Source organism: Streptomyces sp. NPDC046712 (genome assembly GCF_040645695.1).
Classification (GTDB): domain Bacteria; phylum Actinomycetota; class Actinomycetes; order Streptomycetales; family Streptomycetaceae; genus Streptomyces.
Genome location: NZ_JBEYYW010000020.1, coordinates 43,755 through 59,495 on the forward strand (window position 1 = coordinate 43,755; position 15,741 = coordinate 59,495).

The following is a 15,741-nucleotide window of genomic DNA, read 5'->3' on the forward strand; positions in this document are numbered from 1 at the left end:
GTCGGGCGGAGACATCAGGGTCGGCCCTGAGATCGCCCCTAGGAAGCGGCCCCTAGGAGCTTCTCGGGGTGGACTGCCCGCGGAATATCAGGGTCGCGCCAGGGTCGGCCCCGGTGCCGCGGCCGGGCGGCGGACGTCACCATGGACGCATGACGAGTTCGACGCCTTCCCACCACGAGGCCCCGCCGCCGGCGGAGGCCCCGCCCGTCGCGGCCCTGCGCCGCTCGCGGCGGCACAAAGTCGTGGCCGGTGTGTGCGGCGGCCTCGGCCGGCACTTCGATCTCGATCCGGTGATCTTCCGGATCGCGGTCGGCGTGCTGTCCGTGACCGGCGGCATCGGGCTGATCTTCTACGGCTTCGCCTGGCTGCTCCTCCCGCTCGCGGGCGAGGAGGAGAACGAGGGCCGCAGACTGCTCTCCGGCCGGGTGGACGGGACGGCGCTCGCGGCGGTGCTGATGGCACTGGTCGGCTGCGGCATCTTCCTCTCGATGCTCGGCAACGGGGGGACGCTGGCGTTCGCAATGATGTTGTCGATAGCGGTGTGCGGCGCCGCGGTCTGGTCGCAGCGGCGGATGCAGGCCGTCGGCACCGACGCCGAGGGCCGGATGGACGCCGCGACCGCGCAGGCGGTGGCGGAGGCGCCGCCGGAGGCGAAGGCACCGCCCCTGGTGGAGTTCCCCTCCTGGTGGAAGGACCCGATAGTCAAGGACGGCTCGACCGGCAAGATCGCCGTCGGCTATCTCTGGGGCCCGCACGGCGTGGTGGACAAGGACGGCCGGCTCGAGAACGGCGAGATCCCCGTGCCCGGCAGCCAGTGGGGCACGGACGAACCCGGCGCCGGGCGACGGCCCCCGGCGTCGGCGGTCCGACCCGGCCCGCGCTCCATCGGCGGCCTGGTCTTTCTGCTCGCGCTGCTGGCCGGCGGCCTGGGCACGGGCCTGTCCTGGGAGGCCCATCCGCTCGGCACCAGCCTGCAGATCGGCCTGGTCGCCGCTCTGGGCGTGTTCGGCCTCGGCCTGGTGGTCAGCAGCTTCCTCGGCCGGACCGGATTCGGCACGATCTTCCTGACCGTGGTCACCGCGGGCCTGCTCGCCGTGGCGGCGGCGCTGCCGAAGGAGATCTCCACGGAGTGGGTCCGTACGACCTGGAAGCCCGCGTCGGTCGCCGCCGTACAGCCCCGCTACGAACTGGGCACGGGCGTCGGCACGCTCGATCTGTCCCGTCTCCCGGTGCCCGCCGGGACGACGGTCGAGACCTCGGCCGTCGTCGGCGCCGGGAAGCTCGAAGTGGTCGTCCCGAAGAACGTCACCGTGAAGCTGCGGGCCCAGGTGGGCCTTGGCGATGTGCAACTGCCTCAGCAGCCGCCCGGCGACATCGACATCGCGCCGGACCGCGACGAGACACGGACGCTCGCCCCTCCGAAGGGCACGGCGCCGGCCGGAACGGTCGATCTCTCGCTGGAGGTCGGTCTCGGACAGGTGGAGGTCACCCGTGCTGCTTCATGAGTTCCGTCCGGGCCGGCTGATCGCCGGCATGACCGCCCTCGCTCTCTCCGTGATGTACGCGGGCGACGCCGCGGACGCCTGGGCCATCCCCTGGTACGAGGTGATCCCGGTCCTCTGCGCCGGCCTGGGCACGGCGGCCCTGGCGACCTGGGTGGCCTACCGCATACGCCGTGGTGCGGCGCGTAGGGCGTCGAGCGAGAGGACAGGAGCCCCGGCGAGCACGAGCGGCAGCCAGGACATCAGATAGGCGAGGTCGTTCCCGTAGTAGTACGGGTCGGTCTGCCAGCTCACGGTCAGCCAGAGGCTCAGCGAGATCAGTGCCCCGCCGAGGGCGGCCAGCCTGGCGAACAGGCCCACCAGCGTCCCGATGCCGACGGCGATCTCGCCGCACGCGATGGCGTAGCCGAACCCGACGGGGTTGCGGAGCGCCATGTCCACGAGGGCGGGGATGGCCGAGGTGTCCCGGACGCCGCGCATCATCTCGCCGATGGACCCGCTGCCGGTGTCGGACATGAAGGCGGGGTCGGTGAGCTTGTCGAGCCCCGCGTAGATGAAGGTGATTCCGAGGAAGAGCCTCAGCGGCAGCAGGGCGTACCGCGACGCGGTTTCCTTCCACCCGGTGAACCGGCCCCATCGGCCGGGACGGCCCGGGCCGGCGGGTCCGCCGTAGCTGCCGTCCCCGGTTCCGTACGTCCCGGTCGTCCTGTGCATTCGTTCCGACATCGCCGGCCTGCCTCTCCGCGCCACTGTCCGCAGAACCGATTGTTCCCCGGACCCCCTGTCCGGGGATACGCGAGGAACCCCCGGAGAGTTCAGGCGCGTCCGGTCGGCTCAGTCGACGACGTCGATCGTGACCCGGTTGGTCTCCACACCCGAGGCCGTCACCACCCACACCTCGACCCGCCCCGGCTCCACGTCCACGGGCAGCGGGACGGTCAGGGACGAGTCCGTCGGGTTGGCGAAGCCCCCCGGGACCGGGACCAGCGGGACGTGCGCGTGGACGGATCCGATGCGCACGACCAGTCGGGTCAACGGGTCCAAACCGTTCGCGCCCGCGGGGACGAAACCGGTCCCCCGGATCTCGATGTCGTCGCCGGTACGGATCGGGGCGTCCAGATCGCCGGCCTCGCGGGACCGGACGACGGAGTGGATCGCGGGCCGACCGCCCTCCACGCACTTCGCGGCGAGATAGCCGGCCGCCGCCACGGCGACGAGGAGGACCAGGGCCCACGGCAGCCCGGGCAGCCGGGCGGGTTCGCGCCCGAGCCGCACGGCGCCGAAGGCGAGGGCGGCGCCGGACACCAGGACGTACACGAGGTCGGTGAGGCAGGCCCGCCCGTTGTCGTCGCAGAACAGGTCGGCGACGCGGGGCCGGTCGGCGCGGACCTTCTGCAGCCGCTGCCCCACGACCCGTGCCCACACGATCCGGCGGGTGGCGACGGCGACCCCCGATGTCAGGGCGAAGAGGGCCAGCAGCCCGGCGCCGTGGGAGATCTCGAGGCCGGTCCGGTCGGCGCCGGTGACCAGGCGCAGCGCGAGGAAGAGCACGGCGTAGACGGCGAGGAGCAGCCAGCCGGCCGCGACCGCACGGGAGGTGGAGAGCCGGTTGTCCTCCCCGATCAGTGGCGCGAGAACCCCGCCGCGCGCCCGGTGGGCGTGAGCGGCGCCGGTCAACGGGACGGCGAGGAGCAGCGCGGCGACCAGGCCGGCCGTGCGCGCAGCCGTCCATCCCGAGCCGATCGCGGTGAGCGCCTGCCCGAGGAGCAGGGCGAGGACCGCGCCCCACACGGCGCCGAGTGTGGCGCGCCGGACCCGCCGGAGCCATGCCTCGCCGGCCTCGCGGCCCCGCGCCGCGACGGTGCGGGCCGACTGGGCGAGCTCGTCGGAGACCCACTGCCGGGAGGCGCCCGGCGAGTGTGCGACGGCCGCGGGCACCCCATGGCCGGCGGCGAGCTCGTCCCGCCGGGCCAGGAAGGCGGCGACCGCACGCCGGTGACCCGCGCGCCCGCCCTCTGCGCACCGCACGTGGTCACCGCACTGTCTCGCCTCTTGCACCGCCACGACGTTCACTTCCTGATCGGTCAACTGGCCCATGAGTCCTGGGAATTGTGCCGCACCCGAGAGCCGTCCGCCTGCTCCGTGCGCCCCGCGCGAGAGTGATTGAACCGTCATCACATTGACGTAAAGACAGTTGAAGACACCTTCTACGACAGGAGTTCGGGCTCCGCACGGCTGATCCTGCGCCACAGCGGCTGGTAGTTGATCCACGCCGCGAGATCGGTACCGAGCTGTTCGCGGGTGGCCACCGCCTCCCGGTGCCCGATCGGCACAGGCTTGCCCGCGGCCCGCGCGGCCAGCTGCACCTTGGCGCACCGTTCCATCGCGATGAACCACCAGGCGGCCGCGTCGACGGAGGACCCGACGGTCAGCAGGCCGTGGTTGCGCAGCACGATCGCCTTGTACGCGCCGAGGGCGGCTGCGATCCGCCGCCCCTCCTCCCGGTCGACGGCGACCCCGGTGTACGCGTCGTAGAGCGCGTGGTCCTGGTAGAAACCGCAGGCCTCCTGGGTGATCGGCTCGATCAGCTCGCCGAGGGCCGCGAGCGCCCGCCCGTAGGTGGAGTGACTGTGCGCGACGGCGACGACATCGGGCCGGGCCCGGTGCACCTGGGCGTGGACGGCGAAGGCCGCCTGGTTGATGTGCGCCCCGCCCCGGAGGACCTGCCCGTCCCCGTTGACCAGGACGAGGTCGCTCGCGGTCACTTCGTCGAAGGGTTCGCCGAAGGGGTTCACCCAGAAACAGTCCGCGTACTCGGGGTCCCGGGCGGTGACATGACCGGAGACGCCCTCCTCGTACCCGAACCGTCCGAAGAGTCTGAGCGCGCCCGCGAGTCTCTGCTTGCGGTACGTCCGCTCCTCCTCCACGGTTCCGTGGACGGGAGGCATCGCGACGTGGAGCTTCTCGACGGGTACGGGGGCCGGTGTCTCGCTCATGCGCGGGAAGGTAACGCCGGGCCGTGCAACTGGCCAGAGAGATCACACGCCGAACACGCGGAACACTCCGAACACGACGAACCGCCGCACATGACGAAGCCGCCGCCCCCGGATGGTGGGGGCGGCGGCCTCAGACGCCTACGGGAGCGACTACTCCCACTCGATGGTGCCCGGCGGCTTGCTCGTCACATCGAGCACCACGCGGTTCACATCGGCGACCTCGTTGGTGATCCGGGTCGAGATCCTCGCCAGGACGTCGTACGGCATCCGCGTCCAGTCCGCCGTCATGGCGTCCTCGGAGGACACGGGGCGCAGGACGATCGGGTGGCCGTAGGTGCGGCCGTCACCCTGCACACCCACCGAGCGCACATCGGCGAGCAGCACGACCGGGCACTGCCAGATCTCGCGGTCGAGACCGGCGGCCGTCAGCTCCTCGCGGGCGATGGCGTCGGCCTCGCGCAGCAGGTCCAGACGCTCCTTGGTGACCTCGCCGACGATGCGGATGCCGAGGCCGGGGCCCGGGAAGGGCTGGCGCTGGACGATCTCCTCCGGCAGGCCGAGCTCCTGGCCGACCATGCGGACCTCGTCCTTGAACAGCTGGCGCAGCGGCTCGACGAGCTCGAACTCCAGGTCCTCGGGGAGGCCGCCCACGTTGTGGTGCGACTTGATGTTCGCGGTGCCGGTGCCACCGCCGGACTCGACGATGTCCGGGTAGAGCGTGCCCTGGACGAGGAACGCGACGTCCTCGCCGTGGCCCGCCGACTCGGCGACGATCTCGGCCTGCGCCTGCTCGAAGACGCGGATGAACTCGCGACCGATGATCTTCCGCTTCTCCTCGGGGTCGGAGACCCCGGCGAGCGCGGTGAGGAATCGCTCCTGCGCGTCGACGACCTTCAGCTGGACGCCGGTCGCGGCGACGAAGTCCTTCTCGACCTGCTCGGTCTCGTCCTTGCGCATCAGACCGTGGTCGACGTACACGCAGGTGAGCTGCGAGCCGATCGCCTTCTGCACGAGCGCGGCGGCCACGGCGGAGTCGACACCGCCGGACAGACCGCAGATGGCGCGCTTGGTGCCGACCTGGGCGCGGATGGCCGCGACCTGCTCCTCGATCACGTTGCCGGTGGTCCAGCTCGGCTCGATGCCGGCGCCCCGGTAGAGGAAGTGCTCCAGGATCTGCTGGCCGTGCGTGGAGTGCAGCACCTCGGGGTGGTACTGGACGCCGTACAGCTTCTTCTCGTCGTTCTCGAAGGCGGCGACCGGTACGACGTCCGTGGACGCGGTGACGGTGAAGCCCTCGGGGGCGGCGGAGCAGGCGTCGCCGTGCGACATCCACACGGACTGCTCGGTCGGGGTGCCCTCGAAGAGGGTCGATCCGGCCTTGGAGACGTGCAGCGGCGTACGGCCGTACTCACGGGCGCCGGTGTTATCGACGGTGCCACCCAGGGTGGTCGCCATCAGCTGGAAGCCGTAGCACATGCCGAAGACGGGGACGCCCGCCTCGAAGAGCGCGCGGTCGAGGCGGGGGGCGCCCTCGGCGTACACGGAGGACGGGCCGCCGGAGAGGATGATCGCCTTCGGGTTCTTGGCCAGCATCTCGGCCACCGGCATGGTGGACGGGACGATCTCGCTGTAGACCCGCGCCTCACGGACGCGTCGGGCGATGAGCTGGGCGTACTGGGCGCCGAAGTCGACAACGAGGACTACGTCCGGGTTGGTGACGTCGGGCGCGGCAGCGGGAGTCGCTGATGACACTACGGCGGCCTTCCGGCGGTAGGGAGGGGGTCCCCCGAAGGGGGGCTATTTGTCGATTCTACCGGCGCGCCGGGGTCGCTTTTCGTCTCACCATCCGAACCCGGTTTGGCCGGGCCCCCGGGAGGGGGTCCATACTGTCGCCATGCGCAAGCTCTCGACCTTCGTCTTTACCTATGGCACCGGCCCGTCCGGCTGCCATGGTCGTGCTGCTTGAGCAACTGACAAGCGACTTCCCAGGCGCCCCGGGCCGACAAGGCCCGGGGCGTTCTGTCGCTTCCGGGCCGTGCCGCTCCGGGGCATCCAGACACCGAGGAGCCCCACCATGACCGCGACGACCACCCAGACCGAGAAGACCGGCGCCCGTACCGACGAGGCCGCCGCGCTCATCGGCGACGCCCGCGAGCGCATCGACTCCCTCGACGACAGGATCATCGGCCTGATCCAGGAACGGATGGCCGTCTCGGCCGTGATCCAGGAGGCCCGGATCGGCTCGGGCGGCCGCCGGGTGAACCTCGCGCGTGAGATGGAGGTGCTCGGCCACTACAGGGACGCGCTGGGCAAGCCGGGCACGGCGCTGGCGATGACGATGCTGGAGCTGTGCCGGGGCCGCATCTGACTCCGTGGGGGCGAGGTGTGGACCTGAGTTCGGTCCCGCTCTCACCCGTACGGCGCGTGACCGGGCCCGCACCCCTTCGTTGGTCCCGTTGTCCGTGCCAGCCAGGGGCGGGCCCGAAAAAACCACGCGTGGCTTCGCTGGGGCGTGTGACGTACCGCAAGTACGTCGTGGGACCTCGCCCCAGCGCGCGTGACCGGACGGCAGGGGACAGCAGCCCGGTCACCGAGAAGGTGCGGTCGGCCTCGGGGACGCCCGGGGCCGACCGCAACCGGTCCAGACGACAACCCCACACCACCCGTCCCCACCTCCCCCTCCACCCCACGCGGCGCAAACCCCCGGCGCCGCTCCCCCTCGGCACCGCCGCTGCCCTGACACCGGTGCCGACCGTCAAGGGCCCCGCCGCGCGACCGGAATCGCGCGGCGGGGCCCTTGCCATTCCGTAGGTGACGCGCGTCACACCAAGATTCCGTGCAACGCCTACAACCAATCCCCCTGGCCACAGGTCATGTATGCAGCACCACCCAGAAGCTGGAGAGGCGCTGCACTCGGAGGGGGGTGCAGCGCCTCTTCCATGTCCGGGTCCGTGGCCTGGCCGATCCTTGCCGTGGCCGGTCCGTGTCCGGTCCGACGTTACGACTTCTTCGGCGGGACGGCCGGCATCCCCAGGAACGGCAGCTTCAGCGCGCCGAAGGCGTCCGCCGGGACCGCCGGGGACTTCGGGGCGATCGCCGTGAGGCGTACGTAGTCCTCGCCCTGAGCCGGCCGCGGGTCCTCCTCGCCCTTGTTCGGCCAGAAGGACATCGCGCGCTCGGCCTGGGCCGTGATCGTCAGCGAGGGGTTGACCCCGAGGTTGGCCGAGACCGCCGCTCCGTCGACGACCGAGATCCCCGGGTGCCCGAAGAGCCGGTGGTACGGGTCGATGACGCCGGACTCGGCGTCGGCGCCGATCGGACAGCCGCCCAGGAAGTGCGCCGTGAGCGGGGTGCCCATCAGCTCGCCGATGTTGGAGCCGGCGAAGCCGTTGATCTCCTCGGCGAGCAGGGACGCCGCCCGGGTCGCCTCCGGGATCTGGTTCGGGTTGGGCGCGCCGTGGCCCTGGCGGGCCGTGAGGAGGCCCTTGCCGAGGCCGCCGGGCTTGCGGAAGGTCGTCAGGGAGTTGTCCAGGGACTGCATGACGAGACCGATGATCGTCCGCTCCGACCAGCGGCGGTTGGAGAGGGCGCGGATCGCGAGCGTGGGGTGCTTCGCCATCTCGAGGAGCCAGTTCCGTACCCGGTGCGCGCCGTAGGGCACCTGGAGGATCGTCATGCCGCCCATGGCGTTGGAGCCCTTGCCGTAGCGGACCGGCTCGATGTGGGTGTGCTCGTCCGGGTGGATCGAGGAGGTGATCGCGACTCCGCGCGTGAAGTCGACCTTCTCCGCGCCGTGCTTCTTGCGGTAGCGCCGGTCGGTGGTCTGCGAGCCCACCAGCGCCTCGGAGTTGGTGCGGGTCAGCTCGCCCAGCCGGGCCGAGATCCGGGGCAGCAGCCCGGTGTCCTTCATCCGGTGCAGCAGCGTCTGCGTCCCGTACGTGCCGGCCGCGACGACGACCCGGCGGGCCGTGAACGTACGCCCCTTCCCCTTCTTCTTGTTGTCCGTGGGGAGCGTCTTGACCGCGTAACCTCCGCGCGAGTCCTCGGTGAGGGCGACGACCGAGGTCATGGGGTGGACGACGGCGCCGGCCTTCTCGGCGAGGTAGAGGTAGTTCTCGTTGAGGGTGTTCTTGGCGCCGTGGCGGCAGCCCGTCATGCACTCGCCGCACTCGGTGCACGCCTTGCGCGAGGGCCCCGCGCCGCCGAAGTACGGGTCGGCCACCTCCGCGCCCGGCTTCGCCTTCGCCGTACCGTCGGCATCGTCGCCGTCTCCGAAGAAGACCCCGACCGGCGCCATGTGGAAGGTGTCGCCGATCCCCATGGCCTGCGCGGTCGCCTTGAGATGGACGTCCGAGGGAGTCGTCGTCGGGTTGAGCCGGACGCCCAGCATCCGCTTGGCCTGGTCGTAGTAGGGCGCCAGCTCCTCCTGCCAGTCCGTGATGTTCTTCCACTGCGGGTCGTTGAAGAACGGCGCGGGCGGTACGTAGAGGGTGTTGGCGTAGTTCAGCGAACCGCCGCCCACGCCCGCGCCGGCCAGCACCATCACGTTGCCCAGCAGATGGATGCGCTGGATGCCGTAGAGACCGAGGGCGGGGGCCCAGAGGAAGTTCTTCAGGTCCCAGGAGTTCTTGGGGAGATCGCTCCGTGTGAAACGGCGGCCCGCTTCCAGGACACCGACCCGGTAGCCCTTCTCGGTCAGGCGCAGGGCCGTGACCGAGCCGCCGAAACCGGAGCCGACGACGATGACGTCGTAGTCGTACGAACCGTCCTCGTCCTGATTCTGGGCAGGGGGTACCGCGGTCATGGCTCTCCTCGTACGAAAAGGGACAGGTGGGAGCGGGCTGCCGGCGGGCGGGAGCCGGGCTGCCGGCGGGGGGTCAGCGCAGGCGCAGGGCCTTCATCGCCTTCAGGGACAGGCTCATGAACGCGGCGTACTTCTCGTCGTCCATCCCGAAGGCCGGCGCGAGCGGCATCAGCCGCTGCTGGGCCACGGTCTGGGCCTCGGTGAACTTGAGGATGCCCTCCGAGCCGTGGCGCCGGCCGAGCCCGGAGTCCTTCATGCCGCCCATCGGCGCCTGGACGCTGCCGTAGGCCGGCGCGTATCCCTCGTTGATGTTGACGGTGCCGGTGCGCAGCCGGGCGGCGACGGCGTGGCCGCGTCGCGAGTCCTTCGTCCAGACCGAGGAGTTGAGGCCGTACGGAGTGCCGTTGGCCAGCTCGACGACCTCGTCCTCGTCCTTGAAGCGGTAGATGGAGACGACCGGGCCGAAGGTCTCCTCGGTGCAGACGGCCATCGGAGCCTCGACGCCGTCGAGGATGGTCGGCTCGTAGAAGAGCGGGCCGATGTCGGGGCGGGCGACGCCGCCGGCGACGAGCTTGGCGCCCTTGGCGACGGCCTCCTCCACGTGCTTCGTGACCGTCTCCAGCTGCCGCTCCCCGACGAGGGAGCCCATGTCGGCGCCGTAGGAGAGGGAGTTGCCGAGGCGCATGGCCTTCGTACGGGCGGCGAAGCGGGCGACGAAGTCGTCGGCGATCGACTCGTGGACGTACAGGCGCTCGATGGAGATGCAGAGCTGTCCGGCGGAGGAGAAGCAGGCGCGGACCGCGCCGGCGGCCGCCTTCTCTATGTCGGCGTCCTGGAGGACCAGCATGGCGTTCTTGCCGCCGAGTTCGAGGGTCACGCCGACGAGCCGGGCGGCGGCGCCCTGGGCGACCTCGCGGCCGGTGCGGGTGGAGCCCGTGAAGGAGACGTAGTCGGCGTGGTTGACGACCTCGGGGCCGACGACCGGTCCCTCGCCGATGACGACCTGGAAGACCTCGGCGGGCAGGCCGGCCTCGATGAGCAGGTCGCGGGCCCACAGGGCGGTGAGCGCGGTCTCGGTGTCCGGCTTCATCACGACGGCGTTGCCCGAGACGAAGGCGGGCAGCGCGTCGCCGACCGACAGCTCCAGGGGGTAGTTCCAGGGCGCGATCTGGCCGACGACACCGCGCGGCTGGCGGAGCTCGGTGACCTTGGTGAGGGTCGGTACGACGCCGGTGTGGTGCTTGGGGCGCAGATAGGAGGGGGCCTTGCGGCCGTAGTGGCGGGCGGCGACGGCGACCGCCTGGACCTCCTCGTGGGCGTGCAGACGCGCCTTGCCGGTCTCCAGCTGGATGAGGTCGAGGACCTCGGCCTGGCGCTCGAGGACCAGGTCGTGGAAGCGGAGCAGCACGGCGGCGCGGGCGCGGACCGGGGTCGCGGCCCAGGCGGTCTGGGCGGCGCGGGCGCGGGCGAAGGCCTCGGCGACGTCCTCGGGGGTGGACTCGGGCAGCTCGGCCAGCTTCTCCCCGGTGAAGGGGGTGTGGTTCGCGGTGCGGCCGGAGCCGACGACTCCGCGGGTGAGCTGGGCGACCACCTCGGGGGTGACCACGTCGGCGGCGGTGCGGGCACCGGCCGGCGAGGGCGCGAGGGGGTTCGTGCCGGTGGCGGCGGGGGCCGGGGTGGTGAGTGCCTGCGAGTCCGTCATGAGGGCGAGAGTAGGCCGCATTCCGACCTTTGGGTACCCGTCGGTAACGCGTTTTCACCGGGTGCGCACAATCGCGCCAGCGATCGCTGGCATATAAGCCCTGATCAGGGGCTTACGGCGGCCGGGAGGGCGATTTCGCGGATTTCCGGCCCGGTCAGTCGCCCGGCGCCCGCCAGTGCTGGAGGACGATGTCGAACTGTTCCCGGGTGGTCTCCCAGCTCGACTCCGGCGAGGCCATGTACAGGGCGTACTCGGTGCCGTCGTCCGTGAAGTACAACTGGTCGATGGCGTGCCTCGGGCCCGGGAACTCCTGCTTCTCGTACCAGGTGAACTCCCACCGGGCGGAGCGGACCTGGTCGCGGTAGGTGTTCTGGTTCAGCTTGATCTTCTTGTACTGGAGCCGCTTCTTCAGCGTCTTCTCCAGGTCCAGCACGTGCATGTACGGGTTCTCGAAGTCGGGTGTGGGGTCGACGCTGATCCGGATCCGGTGGCGCCCGTTGTCCGGCGTGTAGTCGACGCTGTCGCCGTCCGTCTGGCGCTTCCAGCCCTTGGGCACCGCCAGGCTGAAGCCCTTGGGGTCCTCGACGCGGTGCCAGCCGGCCGGGAGGCCGTCCTCGGCGGGCTTCGTCACCCCGGGCTGCGTGCTCCGACCGGCGTCCCCGCCCTTGCCCCCACCGCCGGAGTAGTTCATGGCGGCGAAGACGGCGCCGCCGGCGACCAGACCGGCGAGAACGGCCGCCAGGACCGCCGTACGCCAGCGTCCACGGCCGCCCTTGCCGGCCGAGGCGGACGGCGCGGGCGGGCCGGGCGGTGCGGCGAGCGTCGGGGCGGTGGCCGAGGGGGCGGGCACCGAAGGAGGCGTGGCGGTCGACTCCGGCATCCGGGCGGTCGCCGAGGTCAGCTCCTCCTGCCCCACCCGCTGCGTCGGTACGTACGCCTGCGCGGCGACGGGCGTACGGCCCTCCATGGCATCGAGCAGCATCCGCCCGGCCTCGTCCGCACGCGGCCGCTCCGCCGGGTCCTTGCGCAGCAACGCGACGATGACGGGCGCCAGCGCACCCGCCTTCTCCGGATGCGGCGGCTCCTCGGTCACCACGGCCTGCATCGTGCTGATCGGCGACGTCCGCCGGAACGGCGACGTCCCCTCCACCGCCGTGTACAGCGTCGCGCCCAGGGACCAGAGGTCGGAGGCCGGCCCGGGGTCCCCGCCCCGTACCCGCTCGGGCGCCAGGTAGTCGATGGAGCCGACGAGTTCACCGGTCCGCGTGATCGTCGAGTCGCCCTCGATCGCCGCGATGCCGAAGTCGGTGATCAGCACCCGTCCGTCGCGGGCCAGCAGCACGTTGCCGGGCTTGACGTCCCGGTGCAGGACGCCCGCCGCGTGCGCGGCGCGCAGGGCGCCGAGGACGTGCAGTCCGATACGCGCCGCCTCGCGGGGCTCGATCGTGCCCGCCTCCTTGGCGGCGTCGGCGAGCGAGGGCCCGTCGACGTACTGCATCACGATCCACGGCCGGTCGTCGTGCTCCAGCACGTCGTGCACGGTGACCACACCCGGGTGCGTGATCCGGGCCGCGGCCCGGGCCTCCTTCTGCGTACGGGCGTGGAGAACCAGCCGGTCGGCCTCGGCCACGAACCGACCCGCGGTCAACTCCTTGACCGCCACCACCCGGTGCAGGACTTCGTCGTGTGCCCGCCAGACCTTGCCCATGCCACCGCGGCCGATGCTCTCGGCCAGTCGGTAACGACCGGCGAGCAGCAGCCCCGCTCCCGTGTCCGCGCTCTGCGAATGTTCCACTGTCCCCCGCCTGTTCCTTCGGATGCCAGGTTACGGAGGGGGAGACGGGGGACGGAACCTCGGGGCGGGCAAAGGAACAGCACTGTGACCAGCCGGAGGTGACCCATCGCTTTTCGGCCACATTTGGTAGCGCTGTGCAACCGGCCTCAGCGGGTCGGCCGGTACGCCTTCACGGCCTGGTCGTAGATCTCCGAGACCTTGTCACGTTCGCTCTCCGGGCCGATGACCTGGACGACGTGGTAGCGCCCGCCGTCGATCAGGGCGAGGTTGCGGACGAAGACCTCACGTCCGGTGGTGTCCTGCCATGTGAACTGACCCACCGCCATGGTCTGCTGCCCCACGTCGATCCGGCGCAGCCCCGAGGCGCTGGACCAGGAGGAATCCCGCCACGGCTGCAGCTCCCGCTCCTTGGTGCGCTGGTACGCCATCGGGTCGGAGCCGTTGGCCTGAACCGTGTCCCGGCCGGGCACGACGATCAGGGTGAAATCGCCTCCGGTGTAGCGGACTTGTCCGGCGTCGTTGATCGGGCTGCGCCGCCAGTCCTTGGCGACACCGATCTGGAAGCCCTCCGGATCCTTGCGCAGGGTGTACCCGGCGGCGAGGGCGGGGGTGCTGGGGTCCGCGGCGGGCGGGGTCGTCCTCGCGGCACTCGGCCTGGTGGTCGGCCCGGCACTCGGCTTGGTGGTCGGTCCGGTGCTCGGCTTGGTGGTCGGTCCGGTGCTCTGTCCGGTACCGGGCGCCGTGTTCTGTCCCGTGGGCCGTGCGCCTTCGGTGTCGCCGTTCTTGGGCATGAACATCACGGCGTACACGACCGCGCCGGCGAGCAGCAGCAGGATCAGGAGCAGGAGCGTACGCCCGAGGGAGCGCGGGGAGCGGCCCGCGCCGGTGGTGCGCGGGGAGCGGGGCGCACGCGGGGCCCGTTGCGGAAGCTCCTCGTGGAACTGCTCCTGCCGGAACTCGTGGCGCCGGTCCTGCCGCTGCTCGTCGCGGCGGTCGGGGCGTGCGCCCCGCGGCTCCTTGCCCTTCCTGTGGCGATGACGACCGCCGGCCGCTCCCCCGCGGCGCCTGCGCACCAGTTCGCCGCGGCGGCGCACGACGGGGAGCCGGGTCGCGTCCACGGCGGGCAGCGGCACGATTCCGAGGCCGGCCTCGGGCTCCGGGGCGGACCGGACGAGGGAGCGCAGCCAGCCGCGTACTTCCTCGAAGTCGGGGCGCTCGGTGGGGTCCTGACGCAGCAGGGACTCGACGACCGGGCGCAGCGGTCCGCACTCCTCGGCGAAGGCGGGGGGTTCGGCGCAGACGAGCTGGACGAGCTCGGCGGCGTTGTCCTCGGGGTACGGGGCGTGGCCCTGGACCGCGCGGTAAAGCAGCGCGCCGAGCGCCCAGAGGTCGGTGACGGGGCCGATGGGCGGGGCGAGCCGCCAGTTCTCATGAACCGGGCCGGCCTGTTCGGGTGCCCAGCGTTCGGTGACGGCGCCGACGACCGCGATACGGGCCTGGCGGGCACGCTCGCCCGCGAGTCGGGTGGCGGGGCCGCGGTAGACGCTCGCGGGGCCGCTTCCCTCCGCGGGATCGCCCCAGCCTCCGGAGGCGGGTACAGGTACCGGCACGGGCTCGGGGGTGGGCGGCGGGGCGGGCGCGGGGGTGTAGCCGGCCGGGAGGGCGGGCAGCGCCCGGCCGGGAGCGGAGCCGCCGCCCGCCGGGATGGGGCCGGAGCCGTCGCGCGAGGCATGGGGGCCGTCACTCCAGGATCCGGCGAGCAACGCGCGGGGCGGCCCGCCGTCTTCGTTCCCGTACCCCATGTTCCCGTACCCCTTCCGGTACTCGGCCGGGTACTCGTCGTCGGCGTCGTCCTCGTCCTCGTCGTCCGCGGCCTGGGACCACCAGTGCGGCTCGGGGCCGAGGCCCTGCGCGGGCGTGGACGGAGCGGGCACGGGCAGCGGGGGGCGCGGAAGAGAGCGGTCGGGTGCGGAGCCGGGCTCGGCTGTGTGCTCGGCCTCGGGGTCCGGGGTCGCGCGCTGCACCGGGACGGCCCCCGTGTCGCCGATCCGCGCCGCGGCGCGCGCTCCCGCCCGGTAGGCGGCGATGGCGCCCGCACGGGCCGCCCGTACGTCCGCGGCCGGGCTCGCCGCCGGCGCGCCGGGCGTGCCGCCCGCTCCCGGCAGTTCGGGCCGGGTACCCGCCTCGATCTCCGTACGCCCGCGCGGGCCCGGCACGGCCGGACCCGACCCGGATTCCTCCTCGACGGAGGCCCCGGCCGTGTGCCGTCGCTCGTCCTCCTCGGCGAACGGCACCGGTGCGTAGCCGCACAGGGCCTCCTCCGCCGCACCCGCCGCGAGGCCGGTCAGCACCACGCGACCGTCGTCGCAGACGAGCACGGTGCGGGTGGTGATGTTCCGGTGGGTCCAGCCGTGCGCGTGCAGGGCGCGCAGGGCGGTCAGGACGTCGGAGCCGATCTCGGCCGCGCGGTACGGGCTGAGCGGGCGCTCGTCGAGGAGCGCGGCCAGCGGCCTGGCCGCGATCAGTTCACTCACTATCCACAGCGAACCGGCCTCCGCGAACACGTCGAAGACCTGGTCGAGGCGCGGGTGGTCCGGGATCTGCGCGGCGGCCTGGGCCGCCTCGACGGCGCGCCGGACGGCGGGGTCGGTCGGCCTGCGGGTCGCCCCGCCCTGGCCTCGGTCCGGCCGGTAGCCGGACCCGTCGGCGTCGAGGAACTCGGCGTCGACCACCTCGGGCAACGGCACCTGCCGGACGCGGACTTCCTGCCCGCTGTAGGTGTCGAAGGCCCGCGTCTCCACGACCTCGTGCGCGTCCGAGGGAGGCAGGGGCAGGCGATAGCGGTCGGCGAGCACCCTTCCCGCGTAATCGTCCACGACGCCTCCCCACCGAGCGCGCTGTCCCCCGAGTCCCACCGACCCCATGGATCGTGCGAAACCGTC

10 protein-coding genes are annotated in these 15,741 nt (G+C 72.2%); 2 read left to right on the forward strand and 8 right to left on the reverse strand.

What is annotated here, in order from left to right:
- Positions 1–149 precede the first annotated feature (149 nt).
- The gene (locus tag ABZ939_RS24790) at positions 150–1,505 is read left to right on the forward strand and encodes a PspC domain-containing protein (RefSeq protein ID WP_361859166.1); all 1,356 of its coding nucleotides are present in this window, start codon (positions 150–152) and stop codon (positions 1,503–1,505) included.
- A gap of 156 nt (positions 1,506–1,661) precedes the next feature.
- On the opposite strand, the gene ABZ939_RS24795 is transcribed toward ABZ939_RS24790, so the two are convergent.
- The 4 genes from ABZ939_RS24795 to guaA form a co-directional block, all read right to left on the reverse strand.
- Positions 1,662–2,216 carry a DoxX family protein gene (locus ABZ939_RS24795; protein WP_361859169.1) on the reverse strand — a complete coding sequence of 185 codons (555 nt, stop codon included), beginning with the start codon at positions 2,214–2,216 and terminating at the stop codon, positions 1,662–1,664.
- A 120-nt stretch (positions 2,217–2,336) separates the two neighbouring features.
- Positions 2,337–3,575, reverse strand: a complete 1,239-nt coding sequence (locus ABZ939_RS24800; RefSeq protein WP_361859386.1) for a hypothetical protein — start codon at positions 3,573–3,575, stop codon at positions 2,337–2,339.
- Between the two features lie 134 nt (positions 3,576–3,709).
- A complete protein-coding gene (locus ABZ939_RS24805; protein ID WP_361859172.1) occupies positions 3,710–4,498 on the reverse strand; it encodes a class II aldolase/adducin family protein in 789 nt (262 codons plus the stop codon).
- A 150-nt stretch (positions 4,499–4,648) separates the two neighbouring features.
- Positions 4,649–6,250, reverse strand: coding sequence for a glutamine-hydrolyzing GMP synthase (guaA, locus tag ABZ939_RS24810; RefSeq protein ID WP_361859175.1), 1,602 nt, complete (start codon positions 6,248–6,250; stop codon positions 4,649–4,651).
- 322 nt (positions 6,251–6,572) lie between these two features.
- Here guaA and ABZ939_RS24815 point away from each other — a divergent pair, with 322 nt between their 5' ends.
- Positions 6,573–6,866, forward strand: a complete 294-nt coding sequence (locus ABZ939_RS24815; RefSeq protein ID WP_361859178.1) for a chorismate mutase — start codon at positions 6,573–6,575, stop codon at positions 6,864–6,866.
- 630 nt (positions 6,867–7,496) lie between these two features.
- Here ABZ939_RS24815 and ABZ939_RS24820 read toward each other — a convergent pair.
- From ABZ939_RS24820 to ABZ939_RS24835, 4 genes are all read right to left on the reverse strand, one after another.
- Positions 7,497–9,302 carry a GMC family oxidoreductase gene (locus ABZ939_RS24820; protein WP_361859181.1) on the reverse strand — a complete coding sequence of 602 codons (1,806 nt, stop codon included), beginning with the start codon at positions 9,300–9,302 and terminating at the stop codon, positions 7,497–7,499.
- A gap of 73 nt (positions 9,303–9,375) precedes the next feature.
- The gene (locus ABZ939_RS24825; protein ID WP_361859184.1) at positions 9,376–11,004 is read right to left on the reverse strand and encodes a succinic semialdehyde dehydrogenase; all 1,629 of its coding nucleotides are present in this window, start codon (positions 11,002–11,004) and stop codon (positions 9,376–9,378) included.
- Between the two features lie 154 nt (positions 11,005–11,158).
- Positions 11,159–12,799, reverse strand: a complete 1,641-nt coding sequence (locus tag ABZ939_RS24830; RefSeq protein WP_361859187.1) for a serine/threonine-protein kinase — start codon at positions 12,797–12,799, stop codon at positions 11,159–11,161.
- Between the two features lie 146 nt (positions 12,800–12,945).
- A complete protein-coding gene (locus tag ABZ939_RS24835; RefSeq protein WP_361859190.1) occupies positions 12,946–15,675 on the reverse strand; it encodes a protein kinase in 2,730 nt (909 codons plus the stop codon).
- Positions 15,676–15,741 lie beyond the last annotated feature (66 nt).